At 60.5% G+C, this 19,986-nt stretch carries 21 protein-coding genes and 4 tRNA genes; 3 read left to right on the top strand and 22 right to left on the bottom strand.

The genetic code is table 11. From position 1 onward, the window contains the following. Window positions 1–4: 4 nt before the first annotated feature. The 9 genes from O1W68_RS15530 to rplJ form a co-directional block, all read right to left on the bottom strand. Window positions 5–1,288 (bottom strand): MCE family protein, encoded by a 1,284-nt coding sequence (locus O1W68_RS15530; protein ID WP_269304973.1) that lies wholly within the window; start codon window positions 1,286–1,288, stop codon window positions 5–7. Continuing rightward, window positions 1,288–2,280, bottom strand: a complete 993-nt coding sequence (locus O1W68_RS15525) for an MCE family protein (protein WP_084346131.1) — start codon at window positions 2,278–2,280, stop codon at window positions 1,288–1,290. The genes O1W68_RS15530 and O1W68_RS15525 overlap by 1 nt, the downstream gene beginning before the upstream one ends. Continuing rightward, window positions 2,277–3,344: an MCE family protein gene (locus O1W68_RS15520; RefSeq protein WP_269304970.1), complete on the bottom strand. Its 1,068-nt coding sequence runs from the start codon at window positions 3,342–3,344 to the stop codon at window positions 2,277–2,279. Before O1W68_RS15520 ends, O1W68_RS15525 begins: the two co-directional genes overlap by 4 nt. Continuing rightward, window positions 3,341–4,696 carry an MCE family protein gene (locus O1W68_RS15515; protein ID WP_269304968.1) on the bottom strand — a complete coding sequence of 452 codons (1,356 nt, stop codon included), beginning with the start codon at window positions 4,694–4,696 and terminating at the stop codon, window positions 3,341–3,343. Before O1W68_RS15515 ends, O1W68_RS15520 begins: the two co-directional genes overlap by 4 nt. Beyond that, entirely contained in the window at window positions 4,693–5,553 is an 861-nt protein-coding gene (locus tag O1W68_RS15510; protein WP_084346134.1) for an MlaE family ABC transporter permease, read from the bottom strand. The genes O1W68_RS15515 and O1W68_RS15510 overlap by 4 nt, the downstream gene beginning before the upstream one ends. A gap of 6 nt (window positions 5,554–5,559) precedes the next feature. Beyond that, entirely contained in the window at window positions 5,560–6,354 is a 795-nt protein-coding gene (locus tag O1W68_RS15505) for an MlaE family ABC transporter permease (protein ID WP_136171191.1), read from the bottom strand. Window positions 6,355–6,359: 5 nt separating this feature from the next. Next, complete coding sequence (locus O1W68_RS15500) at window positions 6,360–7,613, bottom strand: ABC transporter ATP-binding protein (RefSeq protein WP_269304964.1); 1,254 nt, start codon at window positions 7,611–7,613, stop codon at window positions 6,360–6,362. A 396-nt stretch (window positions 7,614–8,009) separates the two neighbouring features. Then, entirely contained in the window at window positions 8,010–8,396 is a 387-nt protein-coding gene (gene rplL / locus O1W68_RS15495) for a 50S ribosomal protein L7/L12 (RefSeq protein ID WP_084346137.1), read from the bottom strand. A gap of 84 nt (window positions 8,397–8,480) precedes the next feature. Then, window positions 8,481–9,062, bottom strand: a complete 582-nt coding sequence (rplJ, locus tag O1W68_RS15490; protein ID WP_084346138.1) for a 50S ribosomal protein L10 — start codon at window positions 9,060–9,062, stop codon at window positions 8,481–8,483. Between the two features lie 499 nt (window positions 9,063–9,561). Between rplJ and O1W68_RS15485 the strand changes: the two genes are divergently transcribed. Together O1W68_RS15485 and O1W68_RS15480 are read left to right on the top strand one after the other, a co-directional pair. After that, window positions 9,562–11,532: a CocE/NonD family hydrolase gene (locus tag O1W68_RS15485; RefSeq protein WP_269304960.1), complete on the top strand. Its 1,971-nt coding sequence runs from the start codon at window positions 9,562–9,564 to the stop codon at window positions 11,530–11,532. Between the two features lie 8 nt (window positions 11,533–11,540). After that, window positions 11,541–12,452, top strand: coding sequence for an alpha/beta fold hydrolase (locus O1W68_RS15480; RefSeq protein ID WP_269304958.1), 912 nt, complete (start codon window positions 11,541–11,543; stop codon window positions 12,450–12,452). Between the two features lie 57 nt (window positions 12,453–12,509). Here the strand turns inward: O1W68_RS15480 and rplA are convergent, their stop codons facing one another. From rplA to O1W68_RS15425, 11 genes are all read right to left on the bottom strand, one after another. Further along, window positions 12,510–13,229 (bottom strand): 50S ribosomal protein L1, encoded by a 720-nt coding sequence (gene rplA / locus O1W68_RS15475; RefSeq protein ID WP_269304956.1) that lies wholly within the window; start codon window positions 13,227–13,229, stop codon window positions 12,510–12,512. A gap of 99 nt (window positions 13,230–13,328) precedes the next feature. Beyond that, complete coding sequence (rplK, locus tag O1W68_RS15470; protein ID WP_084346142.1) at window positions 13,329–13,766, bottom strand: 50S ribosomal protein L11; 438 nt, start codon at window positions 13,764–13,766, stop codon at window positions 13,329–13,331. 63 nt (window positions 13,767–13,829) lie between these two features. After that, a complete protein-coding gene (nusG, locus tag O1W68_RS15465; RefSeq protein ID WP_269304954.1) occupies window positions 13,830–14,660 on the bottom strand; it encodes a transcription termination/antitermination protein NusG in 831 nt (276 codons plus the stop codon). Between the two features lie 75 nt (window positions 14,661–14,735). Next, window positions 14,736–15,200 (bottom strand): preprotein translocase subunit SecE, encoded by a 465-nt coding sequence (gene secE, locus O1W68_RS15460; RefSeq protein ID WP_269304952.1) that lies wholly within the window; start codon window positions 15,198–15,200, stop codon window positions 14,736–14,738. A gap of 66 nt (window positions 15,201–15,266) precedes the next feature. Then, window positions 15,267–15,339 (bottom strand) — tRNA-Trp (locus O1W68_RS15455). Between the two features lie 195 nt (window positions 15,340–15,534). Beyond that, entirely contained in the window at window positions 15,535–15,960 is a 426-nt protein-coding gene (gene hadB, locus O1W68_RS15450; protein WP_084346145.1) for a (3R)-hydroxyacyl-ACP dehydratase subunit HadB, read from the bottom strand. Beyond that, entirely contained in the window at window positions 15,947–16,432 is a 486-nt protein-coding gene (gene hadA / locus O1W68_RS15445; RefSeq protein ID WP_179142253.1) for a (3R)-hydroxyacyl-ACP dehydratase subunit HadA, read from the bottom strand. Before hadA ends, hadB begins: the two co-directional genes overlap by 14 nt. Window positions 16,433–16,588: 156 nt before the next feature. Next, window positions 16,589–16,756: a 50S ribosomal protein L33 gene (rpmG, locus tag O1W68_RS15440; RefSeq protein ID WP_084346147.1), complete on the bottom strand. Its 168-nt coding sequence runs from the start codon at window positions 16,754–16,756 to the stop codon at window positions 16,589–16,591. A gap of 84 nt (window positions 16,757–16,840) precedes the next feature. Then, window positions 16,841–16,913: transfer RNA gene (locus O1W68_RS15435), tRNA-Met, on the bottom strand. A gap of 82 nt (window positions 16,914–16,995) precedes the next feature. Continuing rightward, window positions 16,996–17,068: transfer RNA gene (locus O1W68_RS15430), tRNA-Thr, on the bottom strand. Window positions 17,069–17,217: 149 nt separating this feature from the next. Continuing rightward, window positions 17,218–17,300: transfer RNA gene (locus O1W68_RS15425), tRNA-Tyr, on the bottom strand. 155 nt (window positions 17,301–17,455) lie between these two features. Between O1W68_RS15425 and O1W68_RS15420 the strand changes: the two genes are divergently transcribed. Continuing rightward, a complete protein-coding gene (locus tag O1W68_RS15420; RefSeq protein ID WP_084346148.1) occupies window positions 17,456–17,956 on the top strand; it encodes a YajQ family cyclic di-GMP-binding protein in 501 nt (166 codons plus the stop codon). A gap of 65 nt (window positions 17,957–18,021) precedes the next feature. Here the strand turns inward: O1W68_RS15420 and htpX are convergent, their stop codons facing one another. Both htpX and O1W68_RS15410 read right to left on the bottom strand, forming a co-directional pair. After that, complete coding sequence (htpX, locus tag O1W68_RS15415) at window positions 18,022–18,882, bottom strand: zinc metalloprotease HtpX (RefSeq protein WP_269304948.1); 861 nt, start codon at window positions 18,880–18,882, stop codon at window positions 18,022–18,024. A gap of 73 nt (window positions 18,883–18,955) precedes the next feature. Next, on the bottom strand, window positions 18,956–19,975 hold the full coding sequence (locus O1W68_RS15410; protein ID WP_269304946.1) for a polyprenyl synthetase family protein: 1,020 nt from the start codon (window positions 19,973–19,975) through the stop codon (window positions 18,956–18,958). Window positions 19,976–19,986 lie beyond the last annotated feature (11 nt).

Genomic DNA, 19,986 nt, shown 5'->3' with positions numbered 1-19,986 from the left:
GTGCTCACTGTCCCCCTCCAAGCGACTGCTCGATCCCGGGCAATGGGGTGCCACTGCTGAGCCTCGGTGAGACAGTTCCAGGCACGGTGCCCGGAACCACATTCCGTTGTTCTTTTTCACCGCTGAGCAATCCGAACGGAAGGATTAGATCCGGATTGTCGAGAACCGGCCCCTGGATCAGCTTGGTGAACTCACCACAACGGTCGATGATCGGCTGGATCTGGGCGCCCAGTTGTTCGAATCGCGGGTCGCCCGGCACGAGCTTGCCGAGGTCGATCAGCTTGCATACCGTTCCCAGCGGATCTTGAGTCTCGCCTTGCAAGTTGGCACGGGATGCAAGAGTTCCGGACTCCGCGTCGTACGAGTTGACGAGATTACTGATGGCCAGCGGCAGCAGGGTCAACGTCTCGGCCAGCGAATCCTTGTTATCCGAGAGCGTCTGCGTCGGCTGCACCAATCCGTTGGCGGCTGTGACGAGCTGTTCGCGGTTGTCTGCGACGAACACAGCGACGTCACCGAGCGAGATCGACAGTTGATTCAACGCAGCGCCGAGGTCGTCTCGTTCTCCGTTGAGGAAGCCCGTCAGGTCTGCGAGCTGATTGTTGAACTCCCGAACCTGCTGATCGTTGGCAGCGAGCGCCGACACGAACGTCTGCAGGTTCTTCACCGTGTCGAACAAGTCGGCGCGTGAGTCGCTGAGAGTTCGCGATGCCTCGGACAGCTGAGTAATCGTGTCCCCCAAGGCCTCCCCGTTGCCATCGAGATTGGCTGCGCCGGTGTTCACCAGATCGGTGAGAGCACCGTTCTTGTTCGCCCCGTCCGGCCCGAGGGCGGTGGAGAGTTCGTCGATGCTCGCGTAGAGCTGATCGACCTCGACCGGGGTTGCGGTGCGCTCACGCGGAATCACTGCGCCATCGGCCATCGTGTCGCCACCGGTATATGCGGGGGCTAGCTGAACGTATCGGTCGGACACCAACGACGGCGTGATCTGAGCGGCCTTGGCATCCGCGGGAATGTCGACACCACGCTGGACGCGCATCTTCACCTCGACCTGATCCCCCTGTGGCACCACGGAGGTCACTTTCCCAACCTCTACTCCCAGCACGCGTACATCGGACCCGGAATAAATTCCCACCGACTTGTCGAAGTAAGCGGTGATGTTCGTCGAACCAGCGCGGGTGAGCAGCCACCAACCGCCGACTGCGACGACCAGCGCGACAATCACGACGCCGATGATGACCACACGGCCCCCGCCGGCCTTCTTCACGGATTCTCCGGTGTCACTCATCAGTTGCCCCCCAGGTCTTGCGCAGGCTGACGGTAGCCCGGGATGAGCGGCAGTCCAGGAGGCGTGAGGTTGGCCAACGTGATGTCGAGCCAGCGTCCGTTACCGACGACGTTGGCGTAGAGCCGCACGAAGGGTGCGTAGAGCTCCAGTCCACGGGAAAGCGCGTCGTTGTTCTCGTTGAGAATGTCGATCACTCCGTTCAACTGCTGGAGCATCGGGTTGATCTGCTCTTCGTTGTCACGAACAAGCCCTGTGAGCTGCGTCGACAGGCGCTGAACGCCGGTCAGGAGCTGCGAGATCGACTGCTGCCGGTTGTTGAGTTCGGCCAACAATGGGCCGGCGTCGGTGATGAGGCGGTTGAACTCTTCGTTTCGGTCGGCGAGAACCTTCGACGTCTTGCCCGTCGCCTCGAAGAGCTTTTTCAGATCCGTGTCACGGCTGGCGATGGTCTCCGACAACCGGCTCACCCCGTCCAGCGACGCTCGAACGTCGGCCGGGGTTTCGGAGAACGCTTGCGATAGCGCCTCGAAGCTCGATGCCAGCTGTGGGGTGTCGATGTCGGTGATGGTCGATGCCGCGTCGGAGAACGCGTCGATGACGTCGTACGGGGACGTGGTGCGCTCCAACGGGATCGGGTCCTTGGGTTTGAGCACCGCGTCTCCGCGGGGATCGATGGCAAGGTACTTCTGACCCAGCACGGTCTTGATCTGGATGGACGCGGACGAGTTGTTGCCGACCCATGCGTCCTGGACTCGGAAGTCGACGACCACGCGGTCGCCCGCGAGTTCCACGGAGTCGACTTTGCCGACCTTGACCCCGGCGATGCGAACTTCGTTGCCGGGCTTCAGGCCTGCAGCTTCCGAGAACTCGGCGCTGAACGTCGAGCCGGCTCCGAGAATGGGAAGCTTGTCGAGAAAGAAGACCGAAATTGTCGCAAGCAGCACGATCGAAATGCCGAGCGCGCCTAGTACCAGCGGGCTGCGCTTTGTCATCCTTGAATCCCCCCAGCTTTGCAACGCGAAGCCGAGTTCGTGTACAGCGGCTGATTCACAGTCGGAAGTCCTGTCGGCAAATTCAGATTGGGTGAGGACCCCGGCCCTGCCTTGATGTCGAGACCACACAGGTAGAACGTGAACCACGATCCCTGCTGTGCGGTACGAACCAACTTGTCGAGCTTCTTCGGCAACGTCTGGATTACCTTCGTCAGGTCGTCTTCTCGGTTGTTCAACGTTGTTGCCAACGTATTGAGCGCAGCGATCGAACCCTGAATCGCCGGGCGTGTCGGCTCGAGCAAATCAGCCGTCGCGTCGGTCAGGCCTGCGAGTGAGGTGACGGCCGAACCGACAACCTCACGATCAGCGGAAAGTCCCGACACCAGTTGCTGGGTATTGACAATCAACGAATCGAGTTCCTTGTCATGCTGATTGACCGTTTGCAGCACAGTATTGAGATTGGTGATCACGGCGCCGATCACCTGGTCCTTGTCTGCAACGGTGTTCGTCAGGCTCGCGGTGCTGCGTACCAACTCCGAGATCGTTCCCGACTCACCCTGGAACACCTGGATGATCTGGTACGACAGCTTATTCACGTCGTCGGCGTTGAGTGTGGTGAACAACGGACGGAAACCGTCGAACAGCGTCGTCAGATTCACGGCCGGTTTCGTCTGCGCCAGCGGAATCGTCTCGCCTGGGTTGATCTTGCGGCCTTGCTCACCGGCACCCTGCTCGAGCGCGATATATCGCTGGCCTACCAAGTTCCGGTACCGCAGATTCGCAGTGACCGTCGCCGGCAGCCAGTCTCGACCCGACACGGAGAACTCGACTTCGGCCTCGCGCTCGTTGACGATCTTTATGTCTTTGACATCACCGACGCGGACGCCTGCGATGCGGACCTCGTCGCCTTTGTTCAGCGATGCCACATCGCTGAACACAGCGCTGTACGTCTCACCACCGCCACCACTGATGTTGGCAATCGAGAACGCGAGCGTCGCGGTGGCCAATATCGTCACCACTGCGAACACGATCAACTTGACGAGTGGAGCAAGAAGTCCTCTCATTTGATGGTCACCTCCGCTCCCCTCAGTGCCGGTGCTCCCAAAGATGTCGTCCACGAGGGAATCTCATCCGGGGCCACTCCCCCTGCCTCGCCGTAGATCACGGCCAGGGTGTCGCGCTCGAAATCGGAACCCTCGTAGCTTGCCGGAGCAACATCACCGGTCGTCGCACTGGGCACTGCCGAGTACTGCGGGGCCGGTAGCTCCGGAATATCCTGCGGGCCTGGATTTCTCGATGGAACCTGGTAGGAGCCGTCGTTCGCCGAACCACCCGGGTACTGGGGGAAGAACTCTCCCGCAGCAGTGTCCGCCGGGGTGTAGCAGCGCGGGCCGCGATCGTCGAACAATCGGGGCTCGTCCTGATTGGGCAGATACCGCCCCTTCGGATTGACGAAGGACGCCGAGACGTTGATGCCTCGATATTCGTCACCGACACCGATGACCTCCTGCGCGCGCGCCACAATTGGAACGAACTGCGCGAATGTGCATCCGAACGACGGCGAATACTCTGCCAGCAATCCCAGTGCCTCCCGCGAATCGGCAGCAATATTGATCAGATTCGACGAGTTGGCCTGGAGGAAATCGGCTGTACTCGAACTGGTCGACGTCAACGAGGAAATCAACGTATCCACCGCAGGACGCTGTTCTACCAACGTGTTTCCGGTGACGCTGAGATTGTCGAGAGCGTCGATCAGCTGCGGAGCCGCATCGGAATAGGTCTCGGAGAAGTCGGCGAGGCCACGCAGACCCTGCTGAATGTTCGGGAGTTCGGTGTTCAAGCCCTTGAAGATATTTTCCAGCCGGTCGATCGTGAAGCCGAGCTGTTCACCGCGCCCGCTGAGCCCCTGAGCCAGCGCACCGAGCGTACTCGCCAGGTCCTGCGGCGGAATCGCCTCGAGCAACGGAAGCAGATTGTCGAGCAACTGACCGACCTCGATCGCATTGCCGCTGGTGTCCTGCTTCAACACAGTGCCATTGGTGATCGGCGACGCCGTATCACCTGGCGGGACTATCAGCGATACGTACCGCTCACCGAACAACGTCTTCGGAAGCAGCCGAGCTGTGGTGTTCGACGGGATCAACTCCGCCTTGTCCGGATCGATCGCCAGATGAGCGGTGACGACTCCGGCTTCGGTGGACGCCGAACGCACCTCACCGACAATGAGGCCACGAACCTTGACATCGGCGTTGGACGGCAGAGCGTTGCCGACCGAATCGGTCACGAGATCGATACTGACGACTTTCTTGAACGTCTTGTTGTACGAGGTGATCGACCATCCGACGAAGAGGATGAGAATCAAGAAAAATGCAAGACCGAGCAGAAGTCGCCTCAATCGCGATGGCGAGTCGATCATCCGGCAACCCTCACTGTGGTGGTGGTTCCCCAGATAGCGAGACTGAGGAAGAAGTCCAGAACAGCAATCGTCACGATGGCAGTTCGAACGGCGCGTCCCACGGCGACACCCACGCCCGCCGGACCGCCCGAAGCATGGAATCCGTAGTAGCAATGGATCATGATCAACACGAAGGCGAAGATCAATACCTTCAGGAACGAATACAGAACATCTTCCGGCGGTAGGAAGAGGTTGAAGTAGTGGTCGTACGATCCGCCGGACTGGCCGTTGAAGATCGTGCTGATCCCCCGTGAAGCGATATACGACGCGAGCAAACCCACGATGTACAAGGGAATGACGGCGACGAAACCGGCAATCATGCGGGTCGTGACCAAGAACGGAACGCTGGGGACTGCCATGACCTCCAGCGCGTCGATCTCTTCCGAGATGCGCATCGCCCCGAGTTGCGCAGTGAAGCCGGCTCCTACCGTCGCGGACAAAGCGAGACCGGCAACGATAGGAGCGATTTCGCGGGTATTGACGTATGCGGACAAGAACCCGGTGAGGACGGAACTGCCGAGCTGCTCCAGTGCGGCATAGCCCTGCAGTCCGACGACGACGCCCGTTGCGCCGGAAAGCATCACGATGACACCGATAGTGCCACCGATGACGGCGAGCGCACCACTACCGAAGGTGACCTCTGCAAGAAGACGCAGAACTTCCTTCTTGTAATGAATCAGAGTCCGAGGTATCCACCCGATGGCACGGGCGTAGAAGGACATTTGCTCGCCGGCTTTGTCGAGCACGTTCAGCGGTGCACTCGCAACGCGTTTGACGCGCATGAGGGTACGGTCGCCCCGACCTTTCGAGATGGTCATTGCGGGTCAGCTTCCCTTCGCCGGAACGACCTGGAGGTAAACCAGGGTGAGAATGAGGTTGGCGAAGAACAACAACAGGAAGGTGATGACCACCGTCTGATTCACTGCCTCACCCACGCCCTTCGGACCCGGGTTCGGGTTGAGGCCCTTGTAGGACGCGATGATTCCGGCGATGAGGCCGAAGATTGCCGCCTTCAACTCCGCAACGTAGAGATCCGGAAGCTGGGCGAGCGCCGAGAACGACGAGAGATAGGCGCCCGGAGTGCCACCTTGGAGAACAACATTGAAGAAGTAACCACCGGTGATGCCGACGACCGATACGAGGCCGTTGAGCAGCAACGCGATAAGAATCATCGCGAGGACTCGAGGAACCACCAGTCGATGCACCGGATCGATCCCCAACACGCGCATTGCGTCGATCTCTTCGCGGATCGTCCGCGAACCGAGGTCGGCGGTTACTGCAGAACCAGCAGCGCCGGCAATGAGTAGTGCCGTGACGATCGGACTTCCCTGCTGAATGACGGCCAGAACACTCGCGGCGCCGGTGAAGGACTCTGCACCGAGCTGCTTGATCAGCGAACCGGTCTGAAGTGAGACGACCGCGCCGAACGGAATAGCGACCAGAGCCGTCGGCAAAATCGTGACGCTGGCGATGAACCAGGCCTGCTCGATGAACTCACGGAATTGAAAAGGCCTTCTGAACGTATTCCGTGCGACGTCTACGAGCAGTTCGACAATATTTCCGGCTTGCGCAATTGCGGCTTCCGCCGGAGCGAAAACGGACTTTTTGGAACTGCCCATATCCCTTACTGTCCCCGCCCCTGCGATGGGTTGTGGCCCGGATCGCTGTTCCCCGCCCCGTAACCAGAGTTGTCGTACCCGGAGTTGTCCTGACCCGGGTTGCTGTAACCGGAGTTGTCGTAAGCAGCGTTGTCATAAGCAGCGTTGTCATAAGCAGCGTTGCCGTAACCCTGGTTTCCGTAGGCTGCGTTGTCGTTGACCTGGCCCTGACCTGATTCGGCGTAAGTGCCATCTTCGTATGAGCCCGCGCCACTGTATGCCGGAATGTGGTCACCCGGGTCGGTGGTGTCGAGGCTTTCCTGAATGGCGACCTGTGCGCTGTGCGGGAGCGTGTGCATGATCTGGCGTACTCGTTCCTGACGACGCCCCACCGCCTTGCGCACCGGTGTGCCTGGGGTGGCCTTCATCTGCGGGACAATGCCTTCGACGTCCTCGACGCCGCCGGCATGGTGCCCGGCATCGACCATCGCCTGCTCCTGCGCCATCTGCGCTTCGTCCTTCTCCTCCGACATTCCGATCGGTCCGATCATCGTGCCGTTCAAGAACTGCTTCACCACCGGCTCGTCGGAGGTCAAGAGCACCTCACGGGGACCGAACATCACCAGCTGACGACGGAAGAGCATCCCGATGTTGTCCGGGACCGTCCGCGCCAGGTTGATGTTGTGCGAGACGATCAGAATGGTCGCATCGATCTCGGCGTTGATGTCGATCAAGGTCTGAGAGATGTAGGTGGTGCGCACGGGGTCCAAACCGGAGTCCGGCTCGTCGACGAGGATAATTTCCGGGTCGAGTACCAGAGCACGAGCTAGGCCGGCTCGCTTGCGCATACCACCGGAAATCTCACCGGGAAGCTTCTCCTCCGCGCCGATCAGACCCGTCAGCTCCAGCTTCTCCATGACGATCTTGCGGACGTCCGACTCGGACTTCTTCGTGTGCTCACGAAGCGGGAACGCGACATTGTCGTAAAGATTCATCGAGCCGAACAGTGCGCCGTCCTGGAACAGGACCCCGAACAACTTGCGGATCTCGTAGAGCTCACGTGAGGAGCACTGCAAGATGTCCGTGCCGTCGATGAAGATCTTGCCGTGCTCAGGACGGAGCAAACCGATCAAAGACTTCAAGAACACCGACTTGCCCGTACCCGACGGCCCCAGCAGGGCACTGACTTCGCCCGACGGCAACGTCAAAGAGACGTCCTGCCAAATCTTCTGTACACCGAAAGACTTGGTCAATCCCTCGACCGAAACCTCGACTCCCACGCTGACCTCCACAGTTCATTGACATCGACCCTCATGTGGGTTGCGTCACTCTATCGCATGTAAGTGTCCGCACCGACAATGGAGCCTACTGCCGGGTAACAACATCCTCGGATCCGGGCCCGGATCCTGCAGTCAGTGTGACCTATCACAGCGCGGCACGCGGGCAACTCGCCGAATTTCCGCTCAGCTCCGAGTGTCGGCGCTGTGAACGAGCGCCTGTATGTCGTCGAACACTGTTTTCGGATGGTCGATCGACCATCCGGTCACCATTCAGCCCATAAAGCAGAAGGCACGCTCCGAACGAACTCTCTCCAGACAGCACGAAAGGGCCATCCCCGTTGTGGGGATGGCCCTTTCGTAGTAACAGAACAGACCGTCAAGACGGCCCATCAAGAATTACTTGATGGAGATCTTCGCGCCTGCTGCTTCGAGCTTCTCCTTGGCTGCCTCGGCAGCATCCTTGGCGACCTTCTCCAGGATGGCCTTCGGAGCGCTCTCGACGAGATCCTTGGCTTCCTTCAGGCCGAGGCCGGACACGACCTCACGGACGACCTTGATGACCTGGATCTTCTTGTCGCCAGCCGACTCGAGCACGACGTCGAACTCGTCCTGCTCTTCTGCAGCCTCGGCCGGAGCGCCGGCTGCGCCTGCAGCGGCAACTGCGACGGGAGCGGCTGCGGTGACCTCGAAGGTCTCCTCGAATGCCTTTACGAACTCACTGAGCTCGAGGAGGGTGAGCTCCTTGAACTGGCCGAGCAATTCTTCGGTGCTGAGCTTCGCCATGGTGGCGGGTCCTTCCTGATAAGTACTCCAGTCGCTGATCCGCGACAAAAGTGTTTCGGGTTGAGCTGTTCGCTGGTGCGCGGATCAGCTTTCGGCGGGAGCTTCCGCCGGGGCTTCTGCTTCTACAGGAGCCTCGGCAGCTGCGGGTTCTCCTGCTGCCTTCTTCTCCTGCAATGCGAACGCCAAGCGGGCGAACTGCGATGCGGGAGCGTTGAACAGGCCTGCAGCCTTCGACAAGTTGCCCTTCATGGCACCTGCGAGCTTTGCCAACAGGATTTCGCGCGACTCGAGGTCGGCGATCTTGTTGATCTCGTCCACGGACAGCGTTGCGCCGTCCATGTAGCCGCCCTTGATGACCAAGGCCTTGTTGTCCTTAGCGAACGCCTTGATGGCCTTCGCAGCGTCGACCGGCTCGCCCTTGATGAATGCAATGGCGGTCGGTCCGACGAACAATTGGTCGAGCCCGGTGATACCGGCCTCGGCAGCTGCACGCTTGACCAGGGTGTTCTTGGCGACGGAGTACGTGGCACCATCGCCAAGTGCACGTCGGAGCTGCGTCAGACCGGAAACCGACAAACCGCGGTATTCCGTGACGACAGCAGCCGTCGATCCCTTGAACTGTTCGGTGATCTCCGATACTGCTGAGATCTTTTCGGGCTTTGCCATACTTCGCCTCCTCTCGTTGAGGTTTTGTCGATCGCGAGAGGGCCGGAAAACGACGAACGCCCCGGCGCAAGAAGCACACGGGGCGTAGACATACGTACGGCTCGGAGGCCGTGCAGCAGGTCCCTGACCTCGTTCTCCTGCGTGGGTCGTCCGAACATGCTCGGACCTTCAACCGCATACCTCTCAGGACGTTCTTAAATCAGAACAAGCCCTCGAGAAAGGCGGTGACCAACGGTCTTGGGTAGAACTTGATTTGGGCGGATCATCGCGCGGTCACTCGAAAGTCACCGTGATCAGAACCGTCGCCCAGGCTACCTCAGCCAGGGCGCCAACTCCAAAACGAGCGAAGACCGGCCCGCCTGGCTTCTGGAAAGGGCTGCATGCGGGGCATGGTCGCTTCCTGTGATTGCACACCAACTACTCGCCGGACGTACTGTCAGTTGGGACAATATTGCCCTGTTGTAAGACAAACGGCGTCGATGACTGTTCAATCGGATACATGACGGCAGCACAACTACGTCCACTGCTTCGTCCCGGTCGCGCTCCCGGGTCGGGAAGCGAGCGCGACCCCAGCGGGGGTACTGCAGCTCAGCGGTGGCGTGCACTGATCGATGAGCACCCTCTCCACCCGAAGATCGCGATCTCGAAGAACGTACGAATACCGATGAGCGACGGCGCTGTGCTGCGCGCCTACGTCTTTCGCCCTGCCGATGCATCTGGACGTGCTGTGCACGCCGAATTTCCTACCGTCCTCAACATCACGCCCTACAACAAACTGCTGATCAAGGGGATCGACTCGGTCCTCGACACGCCGGTGCTCGGCCCCCTGATCAGAAAGTTCTCTGCATCGTTCGACCTGAGGGGAACCCCATTCGACGGCATCACCGAGATGACTCGGGTCGTCGCAGGTGGAGCCGCCGACCTTATGTCGGTCAATCGCCATTTGGTTCGCAGTGGATACGTGCAGATCATCGTCGACGTTCGCGGAACCGGGTCATCGACGGGTACGTGGGATGTTCTCGGCACCCGTGAGCAACTCGATTCGCTCGAGATCATCGAATGGGCAAGGGCCCAGCGATGGTGCAACGGTCGAATTGGCATGGCAGGAATTTCGTATTCCGCTATCAACGCGCTTCAGTCTGCTTCGAAACGCCCCGCCGGCCTCGAGGCAGTGTTCGCCGTGGAAGGGTCCGTGGACATAGTTCGGGAAATCTTCGCGACCGGTGGCGCGCCGTCGCTGTTCATTCCCTTGTGGCTCACCGCAGTCAATGCGCTCAAGTGGGTACCGTCCCTCGGCGATCTCGAGTACTCGCGCTGGCTACGGGACCGATTGCGTTCGCCCGCAACCGATCTCCTGGACTTGGCCAGGGGCTTCATCACAGGCGGCGATCCACGAATCTACGACGTCGACTACTACGACACGATCAACGCAACGATCGAGGAGATCACTGCCCCGACATTTCTTTACGGCTGCTGGCACGACATCTTCGGCGGATCGGCACCTGATATCTACAACCGGTTGTCACTACCGCGCGGAGACAAGCAACTTCTCGTCGGTGACGGATACCACGGGAACCCGGGTATCGGATTCGGCGAACCCGGGTTTCCACCACGACTCGATGTGCTCGAGCGCGCCTGGTTCGACAAGTGGCTTCGCGACGAGGACAACGGAATCGAGCACTACGGGCCCGTCACCCTTCGGCAGCAAGGCGGACAGTGGACCGCGCACGGCAGGTTCCCCGCACCGCAGGCGCAACCCACGCGGCTGTATCTCTCGGCTGCGACGTCGGGGACGGCGTCACATGCGGTGGACGATGGAAGCCTCGGGACCTCACCCGACGGGACGAGGGGTGAATTCACAGTGCGGCCGTCGTTGTGGTCGGTTATCTCGCGCGACACAACTCAGGTTCTCGCCGGCATCCCCGCAATTCTCGGTGGCGGATTCACCTATGACAACAGAACCGCCGAGCGCGGGGCACTGACCTTCACGACGCCCGTCGCCCATTCCGACACCGTCATTTCGGGGCCGATGAATCTCCACCTCCGAGTGGTATGTCATGCCCCGGAAGCACTGTGGGCGATCATGCTCTGCGACGTCGATCCCCACGGGCGATCCACCGTCCTGACCAACGGAGCCCTATTGACCACCCGTCGCGCGGTGGACGACGAGTTGTCCCTCTACGCACCCAACGGTGACTACACCCGCCCACATCACCCCCTCACGTCGGCCACGCTTCTGCCGGTTCCGATCGGTCGGCCGTTGACCCTCGATATCGATCTACTGACCACCGAAGCGATGATCGCAGCGGGACATCGTCTCCGAGTCGACGTCTTCCCCACCGACGCACCACGATTCATGCCTATTCTTCCGGATCTTCTCCGTACCCGGGGGCGAAGACAAGACCTGATCCTCGACCCCGAGCACCCAAGTTTTCTCGTGGTTCCGCTACTCGGCGAGCCTGGCTGGTAAGGAGAATCATGCACTCCACAACGGGTTTCGCGCCGTCGAATTCGATCGAGATCGCCTATGAGGACATGGGCAATCCGAACGACCCTGTGGTGCTCATGATCATGGGCCTGAGCGCCCAGATGACGTTGTGGCCGCGTGAGTTCTGCGAACGGATTGTCCACCAGGGCTTTCGAGTGATCCGATTCGACAACCGTGATATCGGACTGTCCACCAAAATGGACGGTCACCGTATCGAAGGTTCCATGCTGCTGCGGTTGTTACGTACCGAACTCGGTGCATCCAGCAAAGTTCCGTACACGTTGAAGGACATGGCACTCGACGCGCTCGGACTGCTCGACTACCTCGAGATTCCTCGCGTGCACGTCATCGGGGCATCGATGGGCGGAATGATCGCGCAGGTCTTCTCCGGCCTGTATCCGGACCGAGTGTCGAGCACCGCAATCATCTTCTCCAGTACGAACGAGGCCTTCCTGCCGCCACCTGATCCGCGGGCGTTGCTCCCCCTCATGAAGGGCCCAGGACCGGATGCAACGCGCGAGGAAATCATCGCGCACTCGGCCAATATCCGTCGGGTCATCGGCAGCCCTGCCTATCCGACACCTCTCACCGAACTACTCGTGACAGCTGGTGAGATGTACGACCGCAACTACTATCCCGCGGGCGCACTCCGCCACATGGCGGCCGTTACCGGTACCGGCAGTCTACGGCGCATTGCCGCCTCGATCACCTCACCTGCCGTCGTCATCCACGGGCGCGCCGACAGACTGATGCGGCCGGCTGGCGGAAAGGCGGTCGCGCGTGCAATCGAAGGATCGAAACTGCATCTGATCGACGGCATGGGGCACGACCTCCCTGAGCCGCTGTGGGACGAAATCCTCGGCGAGCTGTCCACCAACTTCGCGAAGGCCGCAACCAACTGACAGAAAAAGGCCGGCCCCATCGAGGGGGCCGGCCTTTTTCTTGTCGTTGCGGTGTGACTACGCGGTCACATCGTTCTCGAGAAGGTTGCGCGTGCGGGTCGGGTCGACCTGAATGCCGGGGCCCGTCGTGGTCGATACGGTGATCTTCTTGACGTAGCGGCCCTTGGCGGACGACGGCTTTGCGCGCAGGATCTCATCGAGTGCAGCGCCGTAGTTCTCCACCAGCTTGGTCTGATCGAACGACGCCTTGCCGATGACGAAGTGCAGGTTGGCCTGCTTGTCGACACGGAAGTTGATCTTGCCGCCCTTGATGTCGTTGACGGCCTTGGTCACATCGTTGGTGACTGTGCCCGTCTTCGGGTTCGGCATCAGGCCACGCGGTCCGAGGACGCGAGCGATGCGGCCGACCTTGGCCATCTGGTCGGGGGTTGCGATCGCTGCGTCGAAGTCCAGGAATCCGCCCTGAATGCGCTCGATCAGATCCTCGGCGCCGACAACGTCGGCTCCTGCTGCTTCAGCCTCGATAGCCTTCTCGCCAGCGGCAAAAACAATAACCCGAGCGGTCTTGCCAGTGCCGTGGGGAAGGTTGACGGTGCCGCGCACCATCTGATCGGCCTTGCGAGGGTCGACACCGAGACGAACAGCAACCTCGACAGTCGGGTCGAACTTGGTCGACGCCGTGTCCTTGGCCAACTGTGCTGCTTCGAGCGGCGAGTACAGCTTGTCAGCGTCGATCTTCGCTGCCTGCTCGAGGTACGCCTTACTTCGCTTTGCCATGTTTACTGTCCAATCGTTGGTTCAGAAGTGGTTGACGGGCCTGGCCGGCCCTACCACGTCGTACGGTGGTCAACTCCTGGTAGGAGCAGACCGAGAAGGTCATCCCTCTACGGTGATACCCATCGAGCGAGCAGTGCCTGCGATGATCTTCGCGGCCTGATCGATGTCGTTGGCGTTCAAGTCTTCTGCCTTGGTCTTGGCGATCTCGCGCACCTGATCCATGGTCACCTTGGCGACCTTGGTCTTGTGCGGTTCGCCCGAACCCTTGGCTACGCCTGCTGCTTTGAGGAGCAGTTTGGCTGCCGGCGGAGTCTTGAGCTTGAAGTCGAACGTGCGGTCTTCGTAGACCGAGATCTCGACCGGCACGACGTTTCCGCGCTGCGACTCCGTCGCTGCGTTGTACGCCTTGCAGAACTCCATGATGTTGACGCCGTGCTGACCCAGCGCGGGACCGACGGGAGGGGCCGGGTTGGCCATTCCTGCCTGAATCTGGAGCTTGATAATCCCGGCTAGCTTCTTCTTCTTCTTCGGGGGCATTTCTTTTTCCTTGTATTCGCTCGGGTTTCTTGCGGTTGCTACTGCAAGTTGTGAGGAGGCCGGCTAGATCTTGGCGACCTGGGTGAAGCCGAGTTCGACCGGAGTCTCTCGACCGAAGATCGACACCAGAACCTTGAGCTTCTGCTGCTCGGCGTTGACCTCGCTGATACTGGCAGGAAGGGTCGCGAACGGGCCGTCCATGACGGTGACCGACTCGCCGACCTCGAAGTCGACCTCGATGGCCGGCTTCGAAGAAGACTCGCCCTGATCGCCGGACGTCTTCGAATCCTTGGCGTCCTTCTTCGAGCCTTCCTGCGGCATGAGGAACTTGACGACCTCGTTGATGGTCAACGGGGAAGGGCGCGAGGTCGCGCCGACGAATCCGGTCACACCGGGGGTGTTGCGCACCGCGCCCCAGGACTCGTCGTTCAGTTCCATGCGGACCAAGATGTAACCCGGCAGAACCTTGCGGTTGACCTGCTTGCGCTGGCCGTTCTTGATCTCGGTGACCTCTTCGATCGGAACCTCGACCTGGAAGATGTAGTCGCCGACGTCGAGGTTCTGAACTCGGGTTTCGAGGTTGGCCTTGACCTTGTTCTCGTAGCCTGCGTACGAGTGGATGACGTACCAGTCACCGGGGGCGCGCCGCAACGCAGCCTTCATCTCCGCAACTGGATCCTCGGGTTCGGCAGATATATCGGCATCGACGCTTGAATCGACGTCGTCCCCTTCGGTCGGAACGTCCTCACCGGCGGCTGCCGCGACGTCGGCCTTGATGGCTTCGTCGGTCTCGCGGTCCTGAGCGGCCTGCTCCGCTTCGAGGCCCTGCTTGGTCGCCTCGACATCGGCGTCGAATGCGGCCACTTCGGTGGCGTCGTTATGCGGCGTGCTCACAGCAGCACCCTTTCTTTCGTTTCGTGCGTGTCGGCGGTCGTCGACCTGGTCGTCGCAGTAAATGGTGGTGATATTTCAGCCGAACAGCCAGCCGATACCCTTGATGAACGCCAGATCCGCGCCGCTGATGAACGCAACCATGAAAACCACGAACGCGAGCACCACCGAGGTGTAGGTGACCATTTGCTTGCGGTTCGGCCAGATGACCTTACGCAGCTCGGCGATGACCTCACGGAGAAACTTACGCAAGCGCTTGAAGATATTCATGCGCTTCGGCTGACGAGTTCTGTCAGTACGAGTCGAGATCTTGGCTGTCGACGACTTGGTGACGGAGACCTTGCCGGAAGATGCTCCAACGGAAGACTCAGCGTCCGACGCGGTGCGCGTCCGACGAGTTGTTCGCTTACCGGTCGGCCGTACCGCTGCTGTCGAATCGGCTGCACCCTCGGTGCCAGCTCGGTCGGCGGTGCGGGCGGCGGCGTCGTCGGGCGTCGACGAGTCCTCGGACTGGTCGTCGCGCTTTCCGCGCTCCTCGCTCACCGTCGTTCCTCTCAGTAGCTGACACCGTTGCAGCCCCCGCCGACGGCGGGAGACGAGCAACATGGGCAGGGGCGACAGGACTTGAACCTGCAACCTACGGTTTTGGAGACCGTTGCTCTACCAATTGAGCTACGCCCCTTCGGTACTACCCGCACGCGGGTGGAACCGTCCTGGAATTACACAACATTCGTCACACAACATACGCGCCGACCCTGGACTTTCGAAATGATAGCCATGGCAGCGCGCAGCGCTGAGTAACCCCAGAAATCTCAGTGTACTGCACGGCGTGGAAACCCTGAAATCCCTGCGCGGGATCAATGGATCTACAGGCCGGTTATGCCAGACGGACGGTCGCAGTAGCCCGTCCGAAGATCTTCTTGCCCTCGAACTTCGCGGTGATCGCGATGACTGCCGACTTCGACTCCGCATCGACCGATTTGACCTTGCCGGTGTATTCCACGGACGCAGCCGAATCTGCCGGAACGTACACCGAACTGGTGAACCGAACGTTGTACTCGGTGACCGCACCTGGATCGCCGAGCCATGCCGTCAGAAAACCCGCCCCTAGACCCATCGTCAACATGCCGTGCGCAATCACGTTGTCCAACCCGGCGAGCTTGACGACCTCGTCGCTCCAGTGAATCGGGTTCGGATCTCCGGACACCCCGGCGTAGTTGACCAAGTCACCACGAGTGAGCTTGACGATCCTGTCGGGAAGTTCCTCACCGACCGTGACATCGGCGAAACTACGAAGCGCCATGCATGATCACGTCCTTCACTGCGTGGGCGATGTTCTCGTCGACTTCGCCGCCCGTACGGGCCACCAGGGTCGTCCAGGTGGTCTGCACGAGTTCGCCGTGTTGATCCGTGACGATGTTCTTCGTCGTGATGATGTCGCTACCACTCATCTGACGGAAAGATTCGAGGTGCACATCGCACGTGAGCTCGTCGCCGACCTGGATTGCCTTGTGAAACTGCAGACGCTGATCGGTCTGAAGAATCTGACTCGGATCGTAACCGGTGATGATCTCTCTGAACATCTTCGACTGCGCGATGATCCCTACGAGTGAGATGAAGGTCAGCGGCGCCAGCAGGCCGTCGTAGCCGAGCGCCTTGGCGGCGTCCTCGTCATGATGCGCCGGATGCAGATCCTGCACGGCGCGTGCATACTCCCGAACCTTTTCGCGACCGACCTCGTACGGGTGATCCACCCTGTAGTGGTGGCCGACCATACCGGCAGCGTGCGCGGCGGGATCTTGAACTGACTCAATCACGCGGTATAGAACCTTTTCTACCCAGGACGCCGCAGACGTTAGGGTTCGAAGAGTAAGCCCAACGCGTGGCATCGACTCCGAACGAAGAAGAGCGGCCGGCGAACCGGCCGCTTCCTAACGAGATTCGCGGTGAGAGCGGTGCGTGCCGCAGTTCGGGCAGAATTTCTTCAGCTCGAGGCGATCGGGATCGTTACGACGGTTCTTCTTCGTGATGTAGTTGCGGTGCTTGCAAACCTCGCAGGCCAAGGTGACCTTGGGCCGCACATCGGTGGAGGAGGCCACTGGACGCCTACTTTCGGGTAAATCTGATCCGGTTAATCAGGACTGTGCGTACTTCTGGTGCTGCGTGTATCTGGTCTTCTTGTGTAGCGGTGACCGGACTTGAACCGGCGACGCAACGATTATGAGTCGTTTGCTCTACCAACTGAGCTACACCGCCTCAGGTGCTCACCCCTACACCATCTCACTTCCGAGTATGTAACCGAAAGTAAGGGTGCCGAAGCGAACCATCCAACCCAGCGAGCCCCCTAACGGAATCGAACCGTTGACCTTTTCCTTACCATGGAAACGCTCTACCGACTGAGCTAAGGGGGCGTTGCTTCGAGCACGGCAAGCCGTGCACTGAAGCCTTCAAGAGGTTACACATTCCTAGCGTCGAGTACCAAATTGCATGCTCAGCGCCGGTGAAACGTAACTCTTCAAGTAGAAACCCCAGCGAGTCGAAACTCGCCGGGGCTCCTGGGTGGCAGATGTAGGATTCGAACCTACGTAGGCATAAGCCGACGGATTTACAGTCCGCTCCCATTGGCCGCTCGGGCAATCTGCCGTGCTTGCACCGAAGAGATTCGCTCTCCTCGATGCGGTTTGAAGAATACAACGAACGTGCCCCCCGAACGCAAACCGGGTGCATAGAGGCCGTGCGAACGGGCTAACGTCGGGGTAAGTGCCTTACGCAATTCGATTCGACACAGGAGTAGTCAAGTGGCAGATTCGTCCTTCGATGTGGTGAGCAAGGTCGACCGTCAGGAGGTCGACAACGCAGTAGGACAGGCGGCGAAGGAGCTGTCGACACGCTTCGATTTTCGCGGCTCCGACACGACGATCGAGTGGTCGGGCAGCGGCGAATCAGAGGTGATCGTCATCACGTCCGAGAGTGAAGAGAAGGTCAAGGCAGCGCTCGACGTGTTCAAAGAAAAGTTGATCCGTCGAGACGTCTCGCTCAAGGCATTCGAAGCCAACGATCCGTCGCCGTCCGGCAAGATCTACAAGGTCACCGGCAAGCTGGTACAGGGCATCACCACCGAGAATGCCAAGAAGATCACCAAGAAGATTCGCGACGACGGCCCCAAGGGCGTCAAAGCGCAGATTCAAGGGGACGAACTACGCGTCAGCAGCAAGAAGCGTGACGATCTGCAAGCCATACAGTCGATGCTCAAGGGCGAGGACTTCGGCATCGCATTGCAGTTCGTCAACTATCGGTAGGTGACCGACCCAGGTCGGAACGACGTGGGTGGGAGCTACGTGAGCTCGGCTACCCACCTACGTCGTCAGCCGCCCCTGGCCATTCGCTCGAGTCGCTCGATTCGGTCCGCCATCGGCGGGTGAGTCGAGAAGAGCCGTCCGACCTTCTCTCCCGCTCTGAACGGGTTCGCGATCATGAGGTGCGACTCCGCGGCGATCCGCGGCTCAGGCGGCAATGGGGCGGCCGCAATGCCGCGCTCCAACTTGCGCAGCGCCGACGCCAACGCCAACGGATCACCGGTGAGCTCGGCGCCCGACTGATCGGCCTGATATTCACGCGACCGCGACACCGCGAGCTTGACGACGGTTGCCGCGATAGGTCCCAGCAACGAAACGAGTATGAGCGCGATCGGATTGGCGCCCCCGTTTCCGCGGCCCCCGAACATGGACGCGTACAGCGCAAAGTTCGCGAGACCGCTGACCACTGCGGCCATCGCCCCAGCGACGGAGGAGATCAGGATGTCCCGGTTGTAGACGTGAGAAAGCTCATGTCCCAGAACGGCTCGGAGTTCACGTTCGTCGAGAATCGCCAGGATGCCCGTGGTGCAGCACACAGCCGCGTTCCTCGGGTTGCGACCCGTGGCGAACGCATTGGGACTGTTGGTGGGACTGATGTACAGCGCCGGCATGGGCTGATGCGCGGTGGTGGCCAGCTCGAGCACAATCTTGTACATGGCGGGCGCCTCGAGCTGAGTCACCGGCTGGGCATGCATCGACCGCAGCGCAAGCTTTGCACTGTTGAAATAGACGTAGCCGTTCATTCCGACGGCAAATACGACCGAGCCGAAGAGGATGACCGGGCTCCGAAACAGTGCACCGATGAATACGATCAGCGCAGACATCGCGACCAGCAGCCCGAACGTCTTTGCCCCGTTTGCGAAGCGCAATGGTGCCTCTTCCTCGAGTGTCGTGGTTGTTCACTGTGAGAACGTCCACGACACTCGACAAGGTTCCCTGCGGTCAGCCCACTCGCTCGACGGTGTAGTGGACCAGGCGTCCCAGCGCGTCGTTCGCGGCACCCTGTGGGAGCTTTGCCAGTTCGGCGTAGGCCTTGTCGGCGAACTCTTCGAGTGTGGCTTTGGCCTTCGCCATTCCTGGCGAGCGTTCCAACAGTTGAAGTGCTTCCGCCAATTCGGCGTCGTCGGTGACCGGTCCGTCCAGCAGTACTCGGAGGCGGTCGCCGTCGACGCCCTGCTCGGCGAGTGCGTAGAGCACAGGCAGAGTGTGGACACCTTCGCGCAGATCGGTGCCGGGAGTCTTACCGGACTGCTCGGATTCCGAAGAGATGTCGATGATGTCGTCGGAGATCTGGAACGCCGTGCCTACGGCATCGCCCAGCCGCTCGAGGCCGGCGACATGGTCGCTGTCCCCGCCCGAGAACGTCCCGCCGAACCTTCCGCACGCGGCGATCAAGGACCCGGTCTTCTCCCACACGACCTTGAGGTAGTGCGCGACGGGATCCTGGTCCGCTTTGACACCGATCGTCTCGCGCATCTGGCCGGTGACCAGCTCCGCGAACGTCTCGGCGATGATTCGAACTGCTTCGGGACCGAGCGTGGAGACCAGCCGCGACGCGTGCGCGAACAGGTAGTCCCCTGCCAGGATCGCGATACTGTTTCCCCATCGCGCATTGGCGCTCTCGGCGCCACGTCGCATCGAGGCTTCGTCCATGACGTCGTCGTGATAGAGCGTGGCCAAGTGGACGAGTTCGACGACCGTCGCCGCGGTCACCACTGCATCGTCGGTCGGATTGGGTCCCAGCTGGGCGGTCAGCACGGTGAACAACGGGCGGAAACGCTTTCCACCGGCCCGTGCGAGATGCAACGCGGCCTCGGTGAGGAAGTCCTCACCGTCGGACAGTTCCGAGATCATCAGATTCTCGACGCTGACCAAACCTGCGGCCACGGTTCGTGCAAGCTCTGGATCGACCAGATCCACCCCGGCAACGACCGTCGATCCGGCCGTGTCGTCTGTGCTCACGTTTGTTGGTC

The sequence above is a fragment of the Rhodococcus sp. H36-A4 genome, from assembly GCF_027158005.1.
Taxonomy (GTDB): domain Bacteria; phylum Actinomycetota; class Actinomycetes; order Mycobacteriales; family Mycobacteriaceae; genus Rhodococcoides.
This window is presented reverse-complemented; position numbering and strand designations above follow the sequence as displayed.

Excerpts from the sequence above, each read along its gene's own strand:
- O1W68_RS15530 (WP_269304973.1), bottom strand. The coding sequence starts at position 1,288 with ATGAGTGACACCGGAGAATCCGTGAAGAAGGCCGGCGGGGGCCGTGTG.
- O1W68_RS15525 (WP_084346131.1), bottom strand. The coding sequence starts at position 2,280 with ATGACAAAGCGCAGCCCGCTGGTACTAGGCGCGCTCGGCATTTCGATC.
- O1W68_RS15520 (WP_269304970.1), bottom strand. The coding sequence starts at position 3,344 with ATGAGAGGACTTCTTGCTCCACTCGTCAAGTTGATCGTGTTCGCAGTG.
- O1W68_RS15515 (WP_269304968.1), bottom strand. The coding sequence starts at position 4,696 with ATGATCGACTCGCCATCGCGATTGAGGCGACTTCTGCTCGGTCTTGCA.
- O1W68_RS15510 (WP_084346134.1), bottom strand. The coding sequence starts at position 5,553 with ATGACCATCTCGAAAGGTCGGGGCGACCGTACCCTCATGCGCGTCAAA.
- O1W68_RS15505 (WP_136171191.1), bottom strand. The coding sequence starts at position 6,354 with ATGGGCAGTTCCAAAAAGTCCGTTTTCGCTCCGGCGGAAGCCGCAATT.
- rplL (WP_084346137.1), bottom strand. The coding sequence starts at position 8,396 with ATGGCGAAGCTCAGCACCGAAGAATTGCTCGGCCAGTTCAAGGAGCTC.
- rplJ (WP_084346138.1), bottom strand. The coding sequence starts at position 9,062 with ATGGCAAAGCCCGAAAAGATCTCAGCAGTATCGGAGATCACCGAACAG.
- O1W68_RS15485 (WP_269304960.1), top strand. The coding sequence starts at position 9,562 with ATGACGGCAGCACAACTACGTCCACTGCTTCGTCCCGGTCGCGCTCCC.
- O1W68_RS15480 (WP_269304958.1), top strand. The coding sequence starts at position 11,541 with ATGCACTCCACAACGGGTTTCGCGCCGTCGAATTCGATCGAGATCGCC.
- rplA (WP_269304956.1), bottom strand. The coding sequence starts at position 13,229 with ATGGCAAAGCGAAGTAAGGCGTACCTCGAGCAGGCAGCGAAGATCGAC.
- rplK (WP_084346142.1), bottom strand. The coding sequence starts at position 13,766 with ATGCCCCCGAAGAAGAAGAAGAAGCTAGCCGGGATTATCAAGCTCCAG.
- hadB (WP_084346145.1), bottom strand. The coding sequence starts at position 15,960 with ATGGCGCTTCGTAGTTTCGCCGATGTCACGGTCGGTGAGGAACTTCCC.
- hadA (WP_179142253.1), bottom strand. The coding sequence starts at position 16,432 with ATGGTCGGCCACCACTACAGGGTGGATCACCCGTACGAGGTCGGTCGC.